This window comes from Psychroserpens ponticola (assembly GCF_023556315.2).
Taxonomy (GTDB): domain Bacteria; phylum Bacteroidota; class Bacteroidia; order Flavobacteriales; family Flavobacteriaceae; genus Psychroserpens; species Psychroserpens ponticola.
The window spans coordinates 631,882-651,086 of record NZ_CP116221.1 but is presented as its reverse complement, the minus strand read 5'-3'; the positions used below and the strand labels follow the sequence as shown (position 1 = coordinate 651,086).

The window sequence follows — 19,205 nt, the reverse complement described above, 5'->3', positions numbered from 1 at the left end:
AAAAAGCTATATGAAATCATATAGCTTTTTTTTATTTTATATAAACTCATTTTATCTTTTCAGGGTGAAATGGGCTTTAAATTCTTTACGTTCTCCGGTATTAGGTTCATTGTACTCTACTACAAACCAGTAGTCACTCGTTGGCATTGGGTTGCCATTATAGCTACCATCCCAACCTTCACTCGTAGGACTTATCTGTTTTATTAGTTTTCCGTACCTGTCAAATATATAAATTTTTGCACTAGGTTGGTCGGCAATACCTTTTATGTTCCATGTATCATTATAACCATCATCATTTGGCGTGAAAAACGTTGGGTAATCCATAACTGTAACCTTATCACTAACATAACCACAACCGATCCTATCTCTTACATCTATATCATGCTCACCTGCAGAAACATCCACAAAGATATTGCTATCCTGCCATGTACCTCCATCCAAACGATATTCATAGTCTCCTAATCCGGTTACGGTAACAACTATAATATGTAACTCTGAAAAAGCATCTGTAGTCACATCTACAAGCGTAATGGTTGGTGGTGAACTCTCTATCACTTCTGTCATTACACTGCTTGAACAACCCGTAATTGCATCAGTCACTGTCACACTATACGTGCCACCTTCACTTGGCTCATAACTACCTGCTGTTGCTCCTGATATCACTGTACCTCCCAAACTCCACTCAAACTCATAGTTTGGTGTTGTTAGTTCTGTGTCTAATACTGGAACATTCAAGACTTCTGTTCCATTTACATCTACACATAATATATAACTATCATCTAAGCCAAATACTGGTAATGGATTCACCTGCAAGGTTAATGGGGCTACAGCATAACAAATTGAACTATCTATCATATTGCCTGTTCCATCATCTATCAGCGTATCATTATCTACTCTCACATAAATAATCTGTGGATTGACTATATTCTCATATAAAAATGGCAATGGATTAACGCCTAACTCGGCATCAGTCTCTGTCTCATAGTAAGTCAATATATAATTTGCTGGATCCTGACCATCTAAAACCTGATCCTGAACACTCCCTGGTATTAAATCAACAGCATCTGTAACTGGTGTTAAATCAAACTGAGCGCTATTATTACTTAAATCGCCATCATCATCCATCTGATCGTCACAAATCTCCTCTAAAATAGGCTCCATACCTGAGTTAGCCTCTGCTGCTTCCTGAACTTCAATATTAAAACTCGGCGTGCTTATTGAACAGCCTGTATCATTATTTGTAATCGCTATAAAAATCTGTTGTGGATTTGTGAGATTTGTATAAGGACTAACCAAGGCATTGATTAAATCATCTGCATCGGTTTGCGTCTCATGGTAAGTCACTGTAAACATTGTTGCATCTTGACCGTTTAAGATTTCAGCATCCTTAAGGGTCAAATCAAAATCGTCGATACCATCTGTATTTAACTCACAAAGTATAAAATCTGTAACGGCTACAACATCTGGTAATGGGTTTACGATTATATCAAAGGTTACTAATGTATAACACTCGGTTATATCATTTGTTACTCGTACATAAATCGTTTGTGGTGTACTTGTGTTGGTATACGCCATTGGAGCCACGATAGCATTCAATCCTAATTCGGCATCTTCCTCTGTCTCATGATACGTCGCAGTAACTCCTGATTCTCCATTGATGATATAAACCTCATTCTCTGTAAGATCAAACTCCTCTTCCATATCGCCTGGATTGATATCATCACACAACTCTAAATCATCTGGATCTAAACTAGGTGTTGGATTTGGTAATACACGAATCGTTAATGTTGTATAATCCACACAACCTGTATCTGTATCTGTAACAACAACATATAAAGTCTGTGGATTCGCCGCTGCTCCATTTACTGAACTATTACTATAAGTCTCTGCATCTACAGCATTAATCTCTGACTGTGCATCTGCATCTGTCTCATAGTAAGAAACACTCCAACTTGATTCGCCACCTGTAATCTCATTATCCTTTAAGGTCAAATCAAAAACGGTAACTTCATCTGCAATCTCATCATCACACAACTCTAATGGTGTTGGTTGGATAGCCTCTGGTGGTAACTCTACTCGGATATCAAAGAAACCTGTCGTTGTTACACAACCATTGAGAACGCTTACTAATCGAACATAAATCGTCTGTGGATTTAAAACATTAGTGTAGTTGGTTACATTTACTATTGGGTTATTTCCTGATTGAGCATCTCCAATAGTAATATGATAGGTCAGTATAAAGTCTGATGGAATCTGTGTCCCTAATATCTCTGAATCCTTAGTCGTTAAATCAAACTGTGCAAAACCATCATTATTGGTGTCACAAATTACATAGTCGTCAATATCTACTGGAACTTCTGGTGAAGGTAACACACGGATGATTAAAACCTCAGAGGTATTATAACAGCCTGTTATTATATTCTCTGCTCGAATGTAAATCATCTGCTCATCCATTACTATATTTGTGTATGGACTAACAAGTGCATTTAGATCCATATCTGCATCACTCTGAGTCTCATGGTACGTAATTGCAATATCTAACTCTCCATTAATGATCTCTAGAGTTTTACTCTCTAAATCAAAAACTTCAAAACCATCATTATCAGCATCACAAACCTCTAAATCTGTCGGAGGCGCTGGTGATGGAATAGGGTTAACTCTTAATAGTATCGTAGCGGTTGTACTTACAAAACATCCTGTAACATCATCTGTAGCTCTTACAAATACCGTTTGTGGATTGCTTGTATTCATGTAAGGACTTACAATTGGATTTGTGTCATTATCTGCATCCAACTGCGTCTGATAATATGTGAAACTAATTCCTGTCTGTCCATTTAACATCTCTGAATTGGAATCCTCTAATGTAAATGCCTCTATCTCATCTCCTGGATTATTATCATCACATAACTCTAATGGAACTGGTTGTAATAGCACTGGAAGGGCATTCACAATTAACTCTAAGGTTGTAATCTTATAACAGCCATTAACTGTATCCTCTACTCGAACCCATAACATTTGATTAAAGGCTGTCGTATTGGTATAGTTAGTTGGATTTAAAATAGCATTCATACCAGATTCTGCATTTGCCTCTATCTCATAATAAGTCACTAGATATTGTAAAGGGTCTAATCCATCTAATATCTCTAAATCTTTACTTCTCAAATCAAACTGCGCAAAACCATCTGCAGACACATCATCACATTCCTCTAAAGGAGTTGGATCTTCTATCTGTGGCGTTGGATGTACTATTAATATAAGTTCTACTATTGTCGCGCAATCTGTGGCGATTGTTGCGCTCTCAACGCGTACATAAATTGTTTGTTGATCTTCTACAATATTGTTATAAGGACTCCCTAATGCATTTACATTATTATCTGCATCTGCCATAGTCTCATGATAACTAACCGTTAAAGCCGGATCGCCTGAAGTAATCTCTGTATCTGCATCAGTTAAAGTAAAAACTCCAAAACCATCACTATCTGCATCACAATACTCTAAAGGAGTTGGCGTATTTGCAACTGGTGCTTGCTCTACAACCAAAGTTAAAAGCGTGGTAGCATAACATCCTGTATTTATATCTTGAACTCGTACAAATACGATTTGACCATTTACTATATTAGTATAAGGAATTGGTAAGGGATTTAATGCTAAATCTGCATCCATTTGAGTTAAATAATAACTCACAGAATAATTAGGATTAGGTGCTATCTCCTGATTCTTAATCGTTAAATCGATACTCGTTAAACCATCAGGAACGCCATCATCACAAACCTCTAATGCTGTTGGAACAACTATAGATGGTAACGGGTTTACTACCAATTCAAAACTCCCAGTTGCTACACAATTTGTCGTTGTACTTACGAGTGCATAGTAAATCATTTGGGGATTACTCGTATTACTATAAAGACCTACTATTGGATTAAGTAATCCTTCAGCATCTGATAAAGTCTCATAATAACTAACTGTGACCATTTGACCATCAGATATCTCAGCATCTTTCGTTGGTAAATCAAACTGCTCTATCTCATCGCCTGGTAAATCATAATCACACAACTCATAAGCCGTAACTGATAATGTATTGGGTATCGGATTTACTAGTAATATAAGCTCTACGGTATCATAACAACCCGTTGAACCACTCTCTACTCTTATGTATACGGTCTGAACACTTGGAACAATATTATCATATGGTATTGCCAAAACATTAACGCCATTAATCGCATCTGACTCGGTCTCATGATACGTCACAACCATACCTGTTTGAACTCCTATCGATTCTGAATCTTTTAAACTTAATTCAAAACTTGAAAATCCATCATTGTCATCATCACAAACCGATAAAGGTGTAACTATATTTGCTGTCGGATTACTTACAACCTCTAAATCTAAAGTAGTGGTGCTAAAACACCCATTTACAGAATCATCCAATCTTACAAAAACAGTTTGTAAGTTGGGAACAATATTAGTATAAGGTGAGAAAATTTCGTTAGTAGCAGTATTTGCATCTGCAAGAGTTTCATAATAAGTTACACTAACATTAGCTTGACCATTAATTATCTCAGTATTTGCATCAGATAATGTAAACATAGCAAAGCCATCAGTATCATCATCACACACAGATAAAGGTGTAGGTATAATAACTGCAGGTCCTGAATTTACAATTAAATCAAAAGTTATGGTTTCAAAACACAAAGTATTGGAATCATTTTCGGCTCTTACAAATATAGTCTGAGGATTAGTAAGGTTAATATAAGGACTCGTTAAACCATTAGTATTACTAACGGCATCTGCTTGAGTAGGATGATAAGTTAGTGTTACTCCTGTTTGACCATCAAGAATTGTAGCAGTTTGAGAGTTCAAATCAAAAGATTCAAAACCATCTCCAGAAACATCATCACAAACGACCATATCATCAGGCTGAGTTAAAACAATTCCTGACGCAACTAATAAATCAAAAGTCGTAGTTACATAACAATTAGGATTATTGGCGTTTACAATTCTAACAAAAATGGTTTGAGGACTTACCGTATTAGTAAATAAATCTGGTAAGGGATTTTCATCATTATCCGCATCATCTTGAGAAACATGATATGAAATTAACACATCTGTTTGTGCTCCAATAACCTCTGCATCTTTAGTAGATAAATCAAATTCAGTAAAATCATCAATAACAGCATCATCACACAACTCATAAATTGAGATCGGATTAATTAACGGGTTTGGATGAAATGTAATTACTATTTCTTCAGTAAGCGTACAACTTTGATCTGTTACTTCAACTAGATAAGTATCTGAATTTGGTGATGAAACAGTAAGCGTTGGGTTTATTTCTCCTGACATTAAAATACCATTAGCAAACCATTGATATGTAGCTGTGCCAGAAGCGATGTCTGCATCAAGAACAACATCAGCATCACCTTCACATAAATTTTGATCTGGACCTAAATCTACTGTAAAAGGCACATCTTTAGTAACTGTAACATCATCAGTTACAATAACTTCATCTCCATTACAATTTGTATATGTTACTTGAGCTGTATAAGTTGTAGTGCTTGTTGGACATACATTTAATGTAGGTGTTGTACCAATCACAGCTCCTGTATCATCTAACCAAGCAAAATCAATTATACTAGGACCAGCAGGCGTAAAACGCCAAGCTTCATCAGTTGCTTGCCATTGCCCTGTATTTCTTCCAGGCGGAACGAAAGCTGTTGTACCAGCATTATTTTGAATACCTACAGCGGCATTTCCATCGTTCCAACTTGTACATAACGGCTTATCCTTAATATAAATATCAATAACATTTGTTGTTTCATATAGCACTGCCATGTGTGTTGCAACTGAAGTCGTACATGAATACATAGGAACTTCAAAAAATGAAACTGCTAACACTCTATTTGGAGCAGTACCAATAATTTCCCAAGCAATTTCTTCAGCATTACCGACAGTGGGATCAATATCATGTGTAGGTGTTAAAATATTGGCTTCACCTAATGTATCATTTGAATTATTAGGTAAACTTTCAGTAAATTGCCAACCATTTCCGCCTGTGTTTTCATCAAAACTTATTACGCCATTTGAACCCACTTGAAATTGGGTTTCAATATTTGTAAAAAAACAAAAATCAAAAGGTAAATTCTCAACATCAGTCCATTGATCATCCGCATTTGGATTTAAAGAATTTGTTAATCCTTCAAAAGAAAAAGGAGGCACAAAAGGGATTGCAGATACCGTATACGTATTGGTTTCTCCAATTTCTAAAAACTCGGCAGTTATATCTGTACAATCATCTGCGCAATCAATAACAATATCATCTCCGGCTTCTACAAATGGATTACCTGGACCTGATGCTCCTATTTGAGCTGTTAAATCAATAGCATTAGTACTAGTACATCCTGCAGGATTAGTGTCTGTAATTATCAAGGTTACAGCATACAAACCAGCAGTAGCATATTGATGTGTTGTAGTAGCTCCTGTACCTGAATTGCTATCTCCAAAATCCCATGCATAAGTAGCTCCTGTTCCATCAATTGAAAAGGTTCCACTAGCATTAAAAGTTATCACTTCATTAACATCAGCAACAACAATATTATTTACATCAAATGCAGGATTAGTACTATCTAGGTTTGCAATAATAGATTGACAAGGAGTTAAACAAGCGATGTCTGATGCCCAACCAGTAGTTGTACCAGAACCATTAGAAACAAATTCTATTGTTAAACATCCAGAAGGTGTTGTAGCTTCAACCACACCAGGGTTGTTTCCTCCAGAAAATGAACCTAAAGATGGAAATGTATTATCTGGCCCATCATATATTGTCAGTACATCAATATTTAATTGTGTATTAAATTCAGTAAAACTTAACTGGATTGCATCACCTGTAGCCGTAGGACAAATTGTTAACGAAAAATTCTCGTCATTTGAATAAGTCCCAAACTCACCTCCCGAATCAAAAAATCGATCAGTACATTGATTTATAGTTCCATCTTGCATCAGAATATCCTGACCATATGAAAAAACTGAAAAAGCGATGAATAATAGTGTAATTATTTTTTTCATAATATGATGATTATTGTGGGTTTTGAGATTTGATGATTATTAAATATGGTGAATTATCAAACCTGTAAGTTTTTGAACCTTCTCTTGAATAAAAATTGAATTGATATTTTAAAGGATTAAATGTACTTGCATTGTATAATGCATCTCGATTAAGAGTCTTATTATAATGATTAAAAAGTGGCACAGTAGATAAATTTGTGAAACTTGATAAATCTTTGCCAAGATGTTCTATAACTTCAACGCGATTTCTAAGAATATGCTTGACGTCTTTTAAACGCTGTGGTTTACTTAAAATATCTTCCTCAGCATGTTCTCCGTAAACTTCTTTAATTTGCTTTAATTCTATTGAGGTAAGAGGAGCATCAACATTGCTATTATAAACAACATGTTGTAGCGGTTTTTGCTTTTGACTACTTTGAGAAAAAGACGTGTTTACCGTTAACACACTAAAAATGAATGCCAAAGGCAGAAGGAATTTTATATTCATAGCTTTCTATTGATTAAAAGACGTGAAATTTAAGTAAATTTTAATTAAAACACTGTTAATGTCAAATGGTAATTAACGTCCAATACTAACATTAACATAACACTACTATAACATTTGAGATTAAAAAACTCCTACCTCTGTTTTAACTTTTTTTAATTGTTTATCTTTGCAAACTCTAAAAGCAACTTTTTTAAGTTGATTTAGACGTTTTTAACTCCAAGCAGCTTTATTTAAATGCTTGATAAAAAATTTGAATTCAATGAGTAGCATTAAATTTTATAACTGAATTTGATACTATTCAGAAATATTTGATTAATGAAAATAGAAAAAGACTTGGAAGATTTTGAAGCCATAGGTGATGACCATATAAGCACTTCATCTGAAACACCATTACGTAATGATGCATTCAAACTTTCTAATGATGAAAAAATGGATATTATTAAAGATGATGTTCATCATATCATGGAAACTTTAGGACTAGACTTAACAGATGATAGCTTAAAAGGCACTCCTAATCGTGTTGCAAAAATGTTTGTAAACGAGATTTTTGGAGGATTAGATCCTAAAAGAAAACCTAAAGCCTCTACTTTTGATAATAAGTATAAATATGGCGAAATGCTAGTTGAAAAAAACATCACACTATATTCAACTTGTGAGCATCACTTATTACCTATTGTTGGCAGAGCACATGTTGCATACATTTCGAACGGAACTGTAGTAGGTCTTTCAAAAATGAATCGTATTGTTGACTACTATGCTAAACGACCACAAGTACAAGAACGTTTAACCATTCAAATTGTAAAAGAATTACAAGAGGTTTTAAATACTCAAGACGTAGCTTGTATTATTGATGCGAAACACCTTTGTGTAAATTCTAGAGGTATAAGAGATATTGAAAGCAGTACAGTAACATCAGAATTTGGTGGAAAATTCAAAGACAAAGATACCAAAAGAGAATTTTTAGATTATATCAAATTAGAAACCACGTTTTAATTTTAAAGACCTAATAAGTATTCAGCATGCAACGACACCAAGATCATACCATTCAAATTTATAATTCATTAAGCGGTAAAAAAGAAATTTTCAAGCCTATTGAAGCAGGTTATGTTGGCATGTATGTTTGTGGTCCTACAGTGTACAGCAATGTCCATTTAGGAAATGTAAGAACATTTATGTCTTTTGACATGGTATTTAGATACTTAAAACATATTGGTTATAAAGTTCGTTATGTAAGAAATATTACTGATGCAGGACATTTAGAAAATGATGCTGATGTTGGTGAAGATAAAATCACAAAAAAAGCACGTTTAGAACAGATTGAACCTATGGAAGTTGTTCAACGTTATACTGTCGATTTTCACAATGTATTACACACTTTTAATTTTCTTCCACCAAGTATTGAGCCAACAGCAACTGGACATATTATAGAACAAATTGAATTGATCAAAACTATTATTAATAATGGTTTTGGATACGAAGTTAATGGTTCCGTTTATTTTGATGTACATAAATTTAACGAAACGAATGAATACGGAAAATTAAGCAAGCGAAAGCTCGAAGACTTAATTCATAATACACGAGCACTTGAAGGGCAAAGTGATAAGAAAAATCCTCAAGATTTTGCACTTTGGAAAAAAGCCGAACCTCAACATATTATGCGTTGGCCGTCACCTTGGAGTGATGGTTTTCCTGGATGGCATTTAGAATGTACTGCAATGAGCACAAAATATTTAGGTGATAATTTTGATATTCATGGTGGTGGAATGGACTTGAAATTTCCTCATCACGAATGTGAAATTGCTCAAAGCGAAGCCGCAAAAGGCACCTCTCCTGTTAATTATTGGATGCATGCAAATATGCTTCAGTTGAATGGACAACGCATGTCTAAAACTACTGGAAACACAGTTAATCCAGATGAACTATTATCTGGAAACAACAAATTCTTCAGTAAAGCGTATTCACCAAGTGTAATTCGTTTTTTTAATGCACAATCGTCTTATAGAAGTGTTTTAGATTTAACTGATGATGGTTTATTAGCAAGCGAAAAAGGGTTTTTCAGATTAATGGATGCTATAAATAATTTAGACGAATTAAAAGCTGGAACAACATCTACATTTAATGTTTCTGAATGGAAACAGAAATGTTATGATGCTATGAATGATGATTTCAACGCTCCTATTTTGATTGCTCATCTTTTTGAAGCTGCAAAATTAATCAATCAAATTAAAGACAATAATGCGTCTTTAACTTCTGAAGATTTAGAAATATTGAAACAAACGATGAATGCGTTTACATTTGATGTTTTAGGTTTAAAAAATGAAACTAAATCTGATACAAGTACTGATAAACTTTCTGGAGCTGTTGATTTGTTGATTCAATTGAGACAAGAAGCAAGAGCTAATAAAGATTTTGCATTGTCTGATAAAATTCGTGATGAATTGGCTGCAAAAGGCATTCAGTTAAATGATGGCAAGGATGGTACAACATTTTCGACTAATTAAATCGTTTGTCTGTTCGAGCTCTTTCGAGAACTATGTATTGCGGACTATTTAATAAGGTTTCGACTGCGCTCAACCTGACACTCTAACTGATATTTAGTTAAAAATGAAAAAACTTCTAACATATCCTTTTCTCTTTTTTATAAAAATCTATCAAACTTTAATATCACCATTAACGCCTGCAACTTGTAGATTTGAACCTACGTGTTCACATTACGCAAAGGAAGCTTTAGAAAAACATGGTTTTTTTAAAGGTGGAAAACTTGCAATTAAAAGGATTTTTAGTTGTCATCCATGGGGACGAAGCGGTTATGACCCAGTCCCAGAAAAAGAAGATTAAAACTATCTTAACGTTTACTACCATTCAAGCATAAATAGTATCTTTACCCAACAAAACAAAACATATGTACGCTTTAGATATTGCATGGAACCCTTCTAAAGGAATTGATTTAGGTTTTTTTACACTTCATTACTATAGTGTAATGTGGATTGTGGCCTTTTTAATAGGCTTCTATATTGTAAAACGAATTTTCAAGAATGAAAACCAAACTAATGAAGCAGTAGATTCTCTTTTCATATATTCTGTAATTGGTATTATGCTTGGTGCACGTTTAGGACATGTCTTTTTTTATCAACCAGAATTAATCAATGATGATTTCTTTAGCATCTTCCTTCCGTTTAAGTTTAAAGGAGGTATTGAATTTACAGGTTTTCAAGGATTAGCCAGTCATGGAGCTGCAATAGGTATGATTATTTCAATGTATCTTTTTAACAAAAAAATAGTCAAAAAAAGTGTGCTTTGGGTTCTTGATCGCGTTGTTGTTCCAGTGTCATTAGGAGCTGTATTTGTGCGTCTAGGAAATTTCATCAATTCTGAAATAATAGGTAAAGTAACCGAATCTTCTTTTGGAGTACGTTTTATTCAAGATACATATAACAAATATGAAGTTGTAAGAATTACTGGTATTGAAAACGTAAAAGATGCTTATGTTGCCTTAGGTAGTGATCCTAAATATACAGAATTATTAGAGCAAGTACCTTTTAGACATCCTGCTCAACTGTATGAAGCATTTAGTTATGTCTTTGTGTTTTTCATATTAATGTATGTGTATTGGAAAACAGAAAAAAGCAAACAACAAGGTTTTCTATTTGGCTTGTTTTTAGTTTTATTATGGACTGTTCGTTTCGTGGTAGAATACGTAAAAGAACCACAAAATATTGAACGTACAGATTGGTTATTAAACACAGGTCAATTGTTAAGTATTCCATTTGTTTTAATTGGATTATACTTCATGTTTGTTTATAAAGCAAAACGAAAATTGAGCTAGTTTATGAAGCATCAATGGCTTAAACTACTTGCTGTTTCTTCATTTGGTATTCTCTGTTTTTATATTGTTTCATGCAAAGAACAAAAACAAAATTCGACAGTAAAAACTGTTACAATTTCTTTTAAAAAGGAAGGCGAACTTCAACTTAAAAAAGCAACTTCAGATTCTTTAATTGCTTCGCTAAATATTGAAATTGCTGATGATGACTATTCTACTCAAACCGGATTGATGTATCGCAAAAGTATGGAAGACAACCAAGCGATGCTTTTTATTTTTCCAGATTCTGATTACAGAAGTTTCTATATGAAAAACACTAAAATCCCGTTAGACATCATTTATATTTCAGAAGACAAACGCATTGTAAGCATTCAGAAAAATGCTAAACCAATGGATGAAACCTCTTTGCCTTCAGAAGCACCTGCAACATATGTTTTAGAAGTTAATGCAGGTTTAAGCGACACTTGGAATTTAGAAAAAGGAGATACAATTGAATTTAAGAGTAACTAACGTTTAATATCACTTAAAGAGGTTTCGACTTTAATTTATCTTGAGCGTAGTTTAAAGGCGCAACTTGACATTACAACATAATTAGCATATTAGATTTAGCTATACTGAACCTTGCGGTTTCTAGCCATTCATACTTCACAAACTTAGTCTTATTAAAATAATATCAATTTTAAAAGCTAACATATATCCTGAAAGATTTTAAGAACCTTGTAGATATTTATTTCTTAGTTTAAAACCTACAAAGCATCAAAAAAACCTCGCAGATTGCCTAACTAAAACAAAAAAGCCATTCAAAATTGAATGGCTTTTTTAATATCTATAAAATGATAATGTACTACTCTACTTCTTCAGGAGCATCACCTTTATCATTTAATGTGTCATACATAATTGGAGTTGCAATAAATACAGAAGAATATGTACCAACTACTACACCCACGATTAATGCAAATAATAAACCTCTAAGTGATTCTGCACCAAAAGCAAACATTGCAATTAACACCACTAACGTAGTTAACGATGTATTTAATGTTCTACTCAATGTACTGTTGATCGCTGAGTTAATATTAGCTCCACCTTTAAATCCTGCTCTTTCAGCAATTACTTCTCTAATTCTATCAAATACAACAACGGTATCATTTAGAGAGTAACCAATTACAGTTAAAATTGCTGCAATGAAGGCTTGATCAATCTCCATACTAAATGGCATGAACTTGTAAAGTAACGAGAAGATACCTAATACAATAATCACATCATGAAATACAGCGATAACTGCACCAATTGAGAATTGCCATCTTTTAAAACGACCTAAGATGTAAAGGAATACCACAACTAAAGATCCTAAAACGGCCCAGAATGATTCTTTTTTGATATCATCTGCAATTGTTGGACTTACTTTACTTGACAATACTTTACCTACGCCATTTGTAGCTTCAGAGAACTCTGTATAAGAAATATCTGCTGGTAAATACGATTTCAATCCATTAAATAACATGGTTTGAATTTCTTCATCTGCTTCAGCTGAATTTTCATTTACTTTATACTTCGTTGAAATTTTCAACTGATGATCTCCTCCAATTGTTTTTACCTCAGCACTTCCGAAGACAGCATTTAAATCTTTAGCCACATCTTCAGAACTTACAGCTTTATCAAAACGTACTTGATATGTTCTTCCTCCAACAAAATCAATACCTTGATCCAATTTATTAGTAAATAAAGATCCTAAACTCACTAAGATTAAAATACCAGAAACAACATAAGCAACTTTACGTTTAGCGATAAACTTAATATTCATATTCTTGAATAAGCCTTTTGTTATTGATGTAGAGAAATCTAAATTTTTCCCTTTATTAACATACCAATCTACTAATAAACGTGTAATAAAAATAGCTGTAAATAATGACGTTACAATACCAATAAGTAAAGTTGTTGCGAATCCTTTAATTGGACCTGTACCAAATACAAATAATATTAAGGCAGTTAAACCTGTAGTAATGTTGGCATCTAAAATTGAAGACAATGCATTAGCGAAACCATCTTTAACGGCTTCTTTCATTGTTTTACCCTTTCCTATCTCTTCACGAATACGCTCAAAAATAAGTACGTTCGCATCCACAGACATACCAATCGTTAACACGATACCAGCTAAACCAGGAAGCGTTAATACAGCGCCTAATCCAGAAAGCACGCCAAAGATTAATAAGATGTTTAATAATAAAGCGATATCAGCAAAGATACCTGCTTTGCCATAGTACATGATCATCCATAGTAATACAAGAGATAATGCGATTAAAAATGATTTTGTACCACTATCAATAGCTTCTTTTCCTAATGAAGGACCAACTTGATCCGCTTGAACGATATCTGCTGAAGCTGGTAATTTACCTGCTCTTAATACGTTTGCTAAATCGACAGCCTCATTCACTGTAAAGTTTCCAGAAATTTCAGTATTTCCACCAGAAATAGCTCCATTAGAAGCTGTTGGTGCAGAATATACGATATCATCTAAAACAATTGCAATTTGAGATTTGTTTGTAAATGCTCTACCTGTAATCTCTTCCCATATTTTAGCCCCTTTAGCATTCATCTGCATTGTTACCGACGGTTGGTTGGTAACACTATATGATTGACGTGCATCAGTAATTACTGCGCCACTCAATTCTGGTTCATTTGCTCTGTTTCCTTTTAAGGTATATAAATCTACATACTCAATTCCAGTTTCTGTATCTGCCGTTGGCAAACCAAAAGCGAATCTAATATTTCTTGCATCTGAAGGAAGGTTTGCTCGTACTTGTGGCATATTAAGGTAAGACTCAAACTTCTCTTTATCTTCTAATTTAATTCCGATCATTCCACCAGAACGTGGAGGTCCCATTAAATCAAATATTGGATTTACTTGACCAACGGTTGTTGAATCAGTAGAAGTTTCACCCAATAAATTATCAATAGTACTATCTGTGGACGTTGAATCTTGAGCCTCAGTCGCTACTACTTTTTCTTCAACACCTAAAACTTTTTTAAGTGTTTCATTTGATGCCACGAAGAAATCTCCAATAGATTGTCCGTTGTCAACATCCCAAAATTGTAATTGTGCAGTAGTTGTAATCAATTCTGTTGCACGCTTTACATCTTTAACACCAGGAAGTTCAACTAAAACACGACCTGTATTTCCTAAACGTTGAATATTTGGAGACGTTACACCAAACTGGTCAATACGTTTACGTAATACTTCAAAAGCAGAAACGATAGATTCATCTACTTTTTGATCAATTTCTTTTTTCACTTCATCATCAGTCATGTTAATGTTAATGACATCATCTAAATTTCTGTTAGCAAAAATATCTGGAGATGCTAATTTTTGATCACCTTTAGTCGCATCCCAAGCTTGGTAAAACGACTCTAAGTAAGATTCCTGTGCATCTTTTTGAATTTCTTCAGCATCAGCTAAAGCTTTATTGAAAGCTGGATCTTTACTTTTGTTTGCAAGACCTTTTAATATGTCTTTTACTGAAATCTCTAAAATCACGTTAAGTCCACCTTTAAGGTCAAGACCAAGATTCATCGATTTTTCTTTAACTTCTTTAAATGTGAAGTTAGCGACACCAATATCAAATACCTCTTGACTTGAAAGAGAATCTAAATAGTGAACTTCTGCTTCACTGATGTCTTCACTGGTTTGAAATTTACTTTCGGCATATGTTTTTGCCTCTTTTTCAATTTGGTTAGCTTTGAATGTAAATGATAATTGATAAATACTTACCAATCCAAATAACAGTGCAAAAAGCTTTACTAATCCTTTGTTTTGCATTACTTTATTTATTTAGGTCAAATTTTTAAAACGAGCAAATATATACTTTACGCGCGATTTGACAATTATTTTTAATGATTATATGCGTAATTACAATAGCTATTCAACATGACATGTTTAGCTATCTTTTAAATGTAATTTGAAGTACAATGGGAGGGAATAACTTAGCTTTTAGCTAAAATGAATAATCCCTTGACTGTTTGGTCCTGCACGAACCTCTGGGATTTTATTCGACTTGTAATCTATTGTTATTCCAGAATATTTATGGAATTTATAAGCCACCTTAACTTGCTGTTCAAAGCAACTATACTCAACTGCTTTGCTATCGGCATACGGATTTGTATTTGAAAAGCGATCGTTATCTCCTTTATGCTCTAAACCAAGTTTTCCTGAAAGATGAAATGCTGTATCATATCCATTTTGGATTTCGTACACATTTAAATCATAGGCAATAGGACTATCTTTATAAGGAATTTCAAAAGGAATATGATTTTCATCATTTCTAGTATCATTTAATTCGAGACTCTTTTCTTTTGAAAGTATTTTCTTGATACTAGCAATATCAGCTTTACTGAAGTATGTGATTTTTAACTGACCACCTTTATATTTAGTTACTTGAACATCATGAATACCTACAGTTTGCAACTGTTGTTTAACAGTAGCAATAGCATTTCGCGCTTCGTCACTTGATACAGCTTCACTAGCAAACTGTAAAATAATTTCCTGATTAGGTGCAATGTTCTGCTCTTGTGAAGCAATACCACCTAATAAAGCTAGAATTATGACTAAAGCACTAATGTACCATCTTTTATTCATGCGTCAAATATATAAAAAATAAAGAAAGTAGATTTAGAGTTCTTCGATTATAGCAAATGTGTTAACGAACTTTAGTTTAGGAATCCTTTTTTGAGAGCAAAAAATTAATGCCAAGTCTTGAGCTTCTTGTACTGTAAAATTTCCTGTTAACTCTGTATAACCTCCTTTTATTGCTCCTGAAGATGCTGTTGGAGCCGAATATACAATATCATTTAAAGTCATAGCGATTTGTGACTGTTTTTGGTATGCTATTCCTGTCATGCGTTCCCAGCGTTCTGCTCCTTTTTTATTCATTTCCATTGTAATGGATGGACGATTGGTAGTTGAATAACCTTGACGTGCATCAGTAATATGCGTTTCATTTATATATGCTACACCTTCAGTAGTGGTTTTAACGACATAAAATGGCAAAAAACCATCTTCATCTGGTAAACCGAATAAGAATTTTGATCGTTTTATTGATGTTGGTAATAAATGTTTAATCGCTTTGTTTTCCATAAGCGCTCTCATCTTAGCCGAATCTTGAACAGCTACAGAAAACAAACCAAAACTATAAGAATTAGGCTGTATCATATCAAATAGCGGATTAATAGAATCATTTTCTTTTTTATAAAAACTATTAGCTTCTATGATAAAATTCCCTAACTCTTCTCCTTTTATGACTTCCCAAAAATCTAGTCTACCAGTATTTGTAATTATTGCATTAACAGCTTCCAACTCAAAATTTGTACTCAATTTAATTTCAATTTGTTGCTTATTATTGAGTTTCACTTTGTAATTAGAAGCAAACTTATCTAACCTCCTATTTAAAACAGTTATAGTATTTTGTTTGTCAACAGCAGACAGATTATCAAAATCTTCAAATTCATATATTATGGCGAAGTTGTGTTTTGGTGTAAAATTTCCGCAGGAAAACAATACAGACAAGACTAATAAAACTAGTACATTTTTAATCATATTTAACTACTAAATTATCAAAAATAAAAAACGGAATCAAAAGCTTTAAGTTTTAAACTTGGAAAGCATTTTGACTCCGTTTAATGTGACAGGTTTAACTGTCATAATATATTATAAAAAGAGGAGATATTATAGCTCTAACAATCCGTTTGTTTTCTTAACACCTTCTGCACTTTCTATCATGTGTGCTTTTTCAGCTGCACTCAAAGGTACGTCAACGATACTTTCAATACCATTTCTACCAAGAATTACAGGAACACCAATACAAAGATCACTTAAACCGTATTCACCATCTAATAATGTTGAACAAGGGAACATTTTCTTTTGATCACAAGCAATAGCTTGAACCAAACCACTTACTGCTGCTCCTGGAGCATACCATGCTGACGTTCCTAATAACTTCGTTAATGTAGCTCCACCAACTTTAGTATCTTCTTTTACTTGATTTAATCGCTCCTCTGAAATAAATTCAGATACGTTGATGCTATTTCTAGTTGCATGAGATGTTAAAGGCACCATTCCTTTATCGCTATGACCTCCAATTACCATTCCGTCAATATCACTAATAGGTGCATTTAAAGCTTCAGCTAATCTATATTTAAAACGAGCAGAATCTAAAGCGCCTCCCATTCCAATAATTTTATGTTTAGGCAAATCAGTAGTTTTGTGAACTAAATACGTCATTGTATCCATAGGATTACTCACTACAATAAGGATTGTATTTGGTGAATGTTCTACTAAACTAGAAGACACAGACTTTACAATTCCAGCATTTATACCAATTAACTCTTCACGAGTCATACCTGGTTTACGAGGAATACCAGAAGTAATGACACAAATATCACTATTTGCAGTTTTAGAATAATCATTAGTACTTCCTGTAATTTTAGTATCAAATCCGTTTAATGAAGCACATTGCATTAAATCCATTGCTTTACCTTCAGCATAACCTTCTTTAATATCTAAGATGACTACTTCTGAAGCAAAGTTTTTAATTGCGATGTATTCTGCACAACTTGCTCCAACTGCTCCTGCTCCAACTACTGTTACTTTCATGTTTATTAAGTTTTTAAATATTTAAAATTGTGTTGTCTTTTGAAAGTGCAAAATTACGAATTTTTAGGGTTCTAATGAAAAAAGCGTAAGATTAAATCTTACGCTTTTTATGACACTTTTAATTTATTTATAGCTATCTAAAACTGAAAGCAATTCCAGCAGAAGCGGTATTATACTCTTGTAAGGTATAATCTGCAAATATTTTGAAAAACCCAATATTAAATCTAGTTCCAATTGTCGCTCTCATTCCATTGGCCTTAAAATCTAAATTTATCGGATCTTTTATAGATTCATCAACAGTGCCAATAACATTTCCATTACTATCTTCGACGTCATATGTTAATATGTATTTCCCTTTCATTTTCACTGTTGTTTTTCCATTATTATAACCTACACTTCCATAAAATGTAATAATTTTAAAATCCAATGAAGCAATTGCCTGTAAGGTCCATGTATTCATTTTAAATTCAGTTTCTCCATTTTTAACTGCGACCTCATCATTATTATTTTCATCATCAATATCGTACACAACTTTCATATTAGTAAAAGCTGCAAGAATCGAAACATTTAAAGGCAATTTCTCTAATGGACCAAAATACTGCATCAAATCATGTTGCAAACCAATACCTATAAGATTAGCTTTTACACTTTCATCAAAATTTAAACTAGGTAAAAGCCTTAATTTTATATCAGTTTTATAAGGCAGCCCAAATCCTAATTGCACCATAGGAGTTGGAACTGCATTAATAGGCAAATCATTAGCAATTCCTCCTGGCATGTCAAAACTAGTGACTTTGTAGGTTCCATTATCATAAGGTATTTTGATATCAACTACTGTTTCTGAATTATTGTCGCTCATTAGCGTATTTAATTCTCTTTCACCATTAGGCAATGACAAAAATGTATAATCATTTGGCACAAAAGCAAACATTTGTTCTTTACTAGGCACAAAAGAAGCATTAGCATTTATTGTAATATCGAAACCAAATTTTTTATGAGTTTTAGCAGTTGTATACCAACCTCCATTCATATCGTACATCAAGCCTTTTACGGCAGGATTTAAATAATTTTGAGTCAATAAACTGGCATCATCTGCAGCTAATATAATCGTTTCTAATTCTTGAGATTTAGACTGTTGAACTGAAACAAATAATATCAATACTATAATTAAGTTTTTCATAATAGACAAGGGT

The 19,205-nt window shown here is 33.5% G+C and carries 12 protein-coding genes; 5 read left to right on the top strand and 7 right to left on the bottom strand.

Going from position 1 to position 19,205, the window contains the following annotated elements:
• Positions 1–51 precede the first annotated feature (51 nt).
• Positions 52–7,059 (bottom strand): T9SS type B sorting domain-containing protein, encoded by a 7,008-nt coding sequence (locus MUN68_RS02800; RefSeq protein WP_272792395.1) that lies wholly within the window; start codon positions 7,057–7,059, stop codon positions 52–54.
• Between the two features lie 10 nt (positions 7,060–7,069).
• A complete protein-coding gene (locus MUN68_RS02795) occupies positions 7,070–7,546 on the bottom strand; it encodes a hypothetical protein (RefSeq protein ID WP_249994802.1) in 477 nt (158 codons plus the stop codon).
• 315 nt (positions 7,547–7,861) lie between these two features.
• Between MUN68_RS02795 and folE the strand changes: the two genes are divergently transcribed.
• The 5 genes from folE (at position 7,862) to MUN68_RS02770 (ending at position 11,879) form a co-directional block, all read left to right on the top strand.
• Positions 7,862–8,539, top strand: a complete 678-nt coding sequence (folE, locus tag MUN68_RS02790; protein ID WP_249994804.1) for a GTP cyclohydrolase I FolE — start codon at positions 7,862–7,864, stop codon at positions 8,537–8,539.
• Positions 8,540–8,565: 26 nt separating this feature from the next.
• A complete protein-coding gene (gene cysS / locus MUN68_RS02785; RefSeq protein WP_249994806.1) occupies positions 8,566–10,047 on the top strand; it encodes a cysteine--tRNA ligase in 1,482 nt (493 codons plus the stop codon).
• Positions 10,048–10,150: 103 nt separating this feature from the next.
• Positions 10,151–10,384, top strand: a complete 234-nt coding sequence (gene yidD / locus MUN68_RS02780) for a membrane protein insertion efficiency factor YidD (protein ID WP_249994808.1) — start codon at positions 10,151–10,153, stop codon at positions 10,382–10,384.
• 64 nt (positions 10,385–10,448) lie between these two features.
• Positions 10,449–11,372, top strand: a complete 924-nt coding sequence (gene lgt / locus MUN68_RS02775; protein WP_249994811.1) for a prolipoprotein diacylglyceryl transferase — start codon at positions 10,449–10,451, stop codon at positions 11,370–11,372.
• Positions 11,373–11,375: 3 nt separating this feature from the next.
• Positions 11,376–11,879, top strand: coding sequence for a DUF192 domain-containing protein (locus MUN68_RS02770; RefSeq protein WP_249994813.1), 504 nt, complete (start codon positions 11,376–11,378; stop codon positions 11,877–11,879).
• A 334-nt stretch (positions 11,880–12,213) separates the two neighbouring features.
• Here MUN68_RS02770 and secDF read toward each other — a convergent pair whose 3' ends face one another.
• The 5 genes from secDF to MUN68_RS02745 form a co-directional block, all read right to left on the bottom strand.
• Positions 12,214–15,183 carry a protein translocase subunit SecDF gene (gene secDF, locus MUN68_RS02765; RefSeq protein ID WP_249994814.1) on the bottom strand — a complete coding sequence of 990 codons (2,970 nt, stop codon included), beginning with the start codon at positions 15,181–15,183 and terminating at the stop codon, positions 12,214–12,216.
• Positions 15,184–15,354: 171 nt separating this feature from the next.
• On the bottom strand, positions 15,355–15,999 hold the full coding sequence (locus MUN68_RS02760) for a hypothetical protein (RefSeq protein WP_249994815.1): 645 nt from the start codon (positions 15,997–15,999) through the stop codon (positions 15,355–15,357).
• A gap of 33 nt (positions 16,000–16,032) precedes the next feature.
• Positions 16,033–16,956, bottom strand: a complete 924-nt coding sequence (locus MUN68_RS02755) for a SecDF P1 head subdomain-containing protein (protein ID WP_249994817.1) — start codon at positions 16,954–16,956, stop codon at positions 16,033–16,035.
• A 129-nt stretch (positions 16,957–17,085) separates the two neighbouring features.
• A complete protein-coding gene (locus tag MUN68_RS02750; RefSeq protein WP_249994818.1) occupies positions 17,086–18,012 on the bottom strand; it encodes a malate dehydrogenase in 927 nt (308 codons plus the stop codon).
• A 133-nt stretch (positions 18,013–18,145) separates the two neighbouring features.
• Positions 18,146–19,192: a DUF6588 family protein gene (locus MUN68_RS02745; RefSeq protein ID WP_249994819.1), complete on the bottom strand. Its 1,047-nt coding sequence runs from the start codon at positions 19,190–19,192 to the stop codon at positions 18,146–18,148.
• Positions 19,193–19,205: the final 13 nt, after the last annotated feature.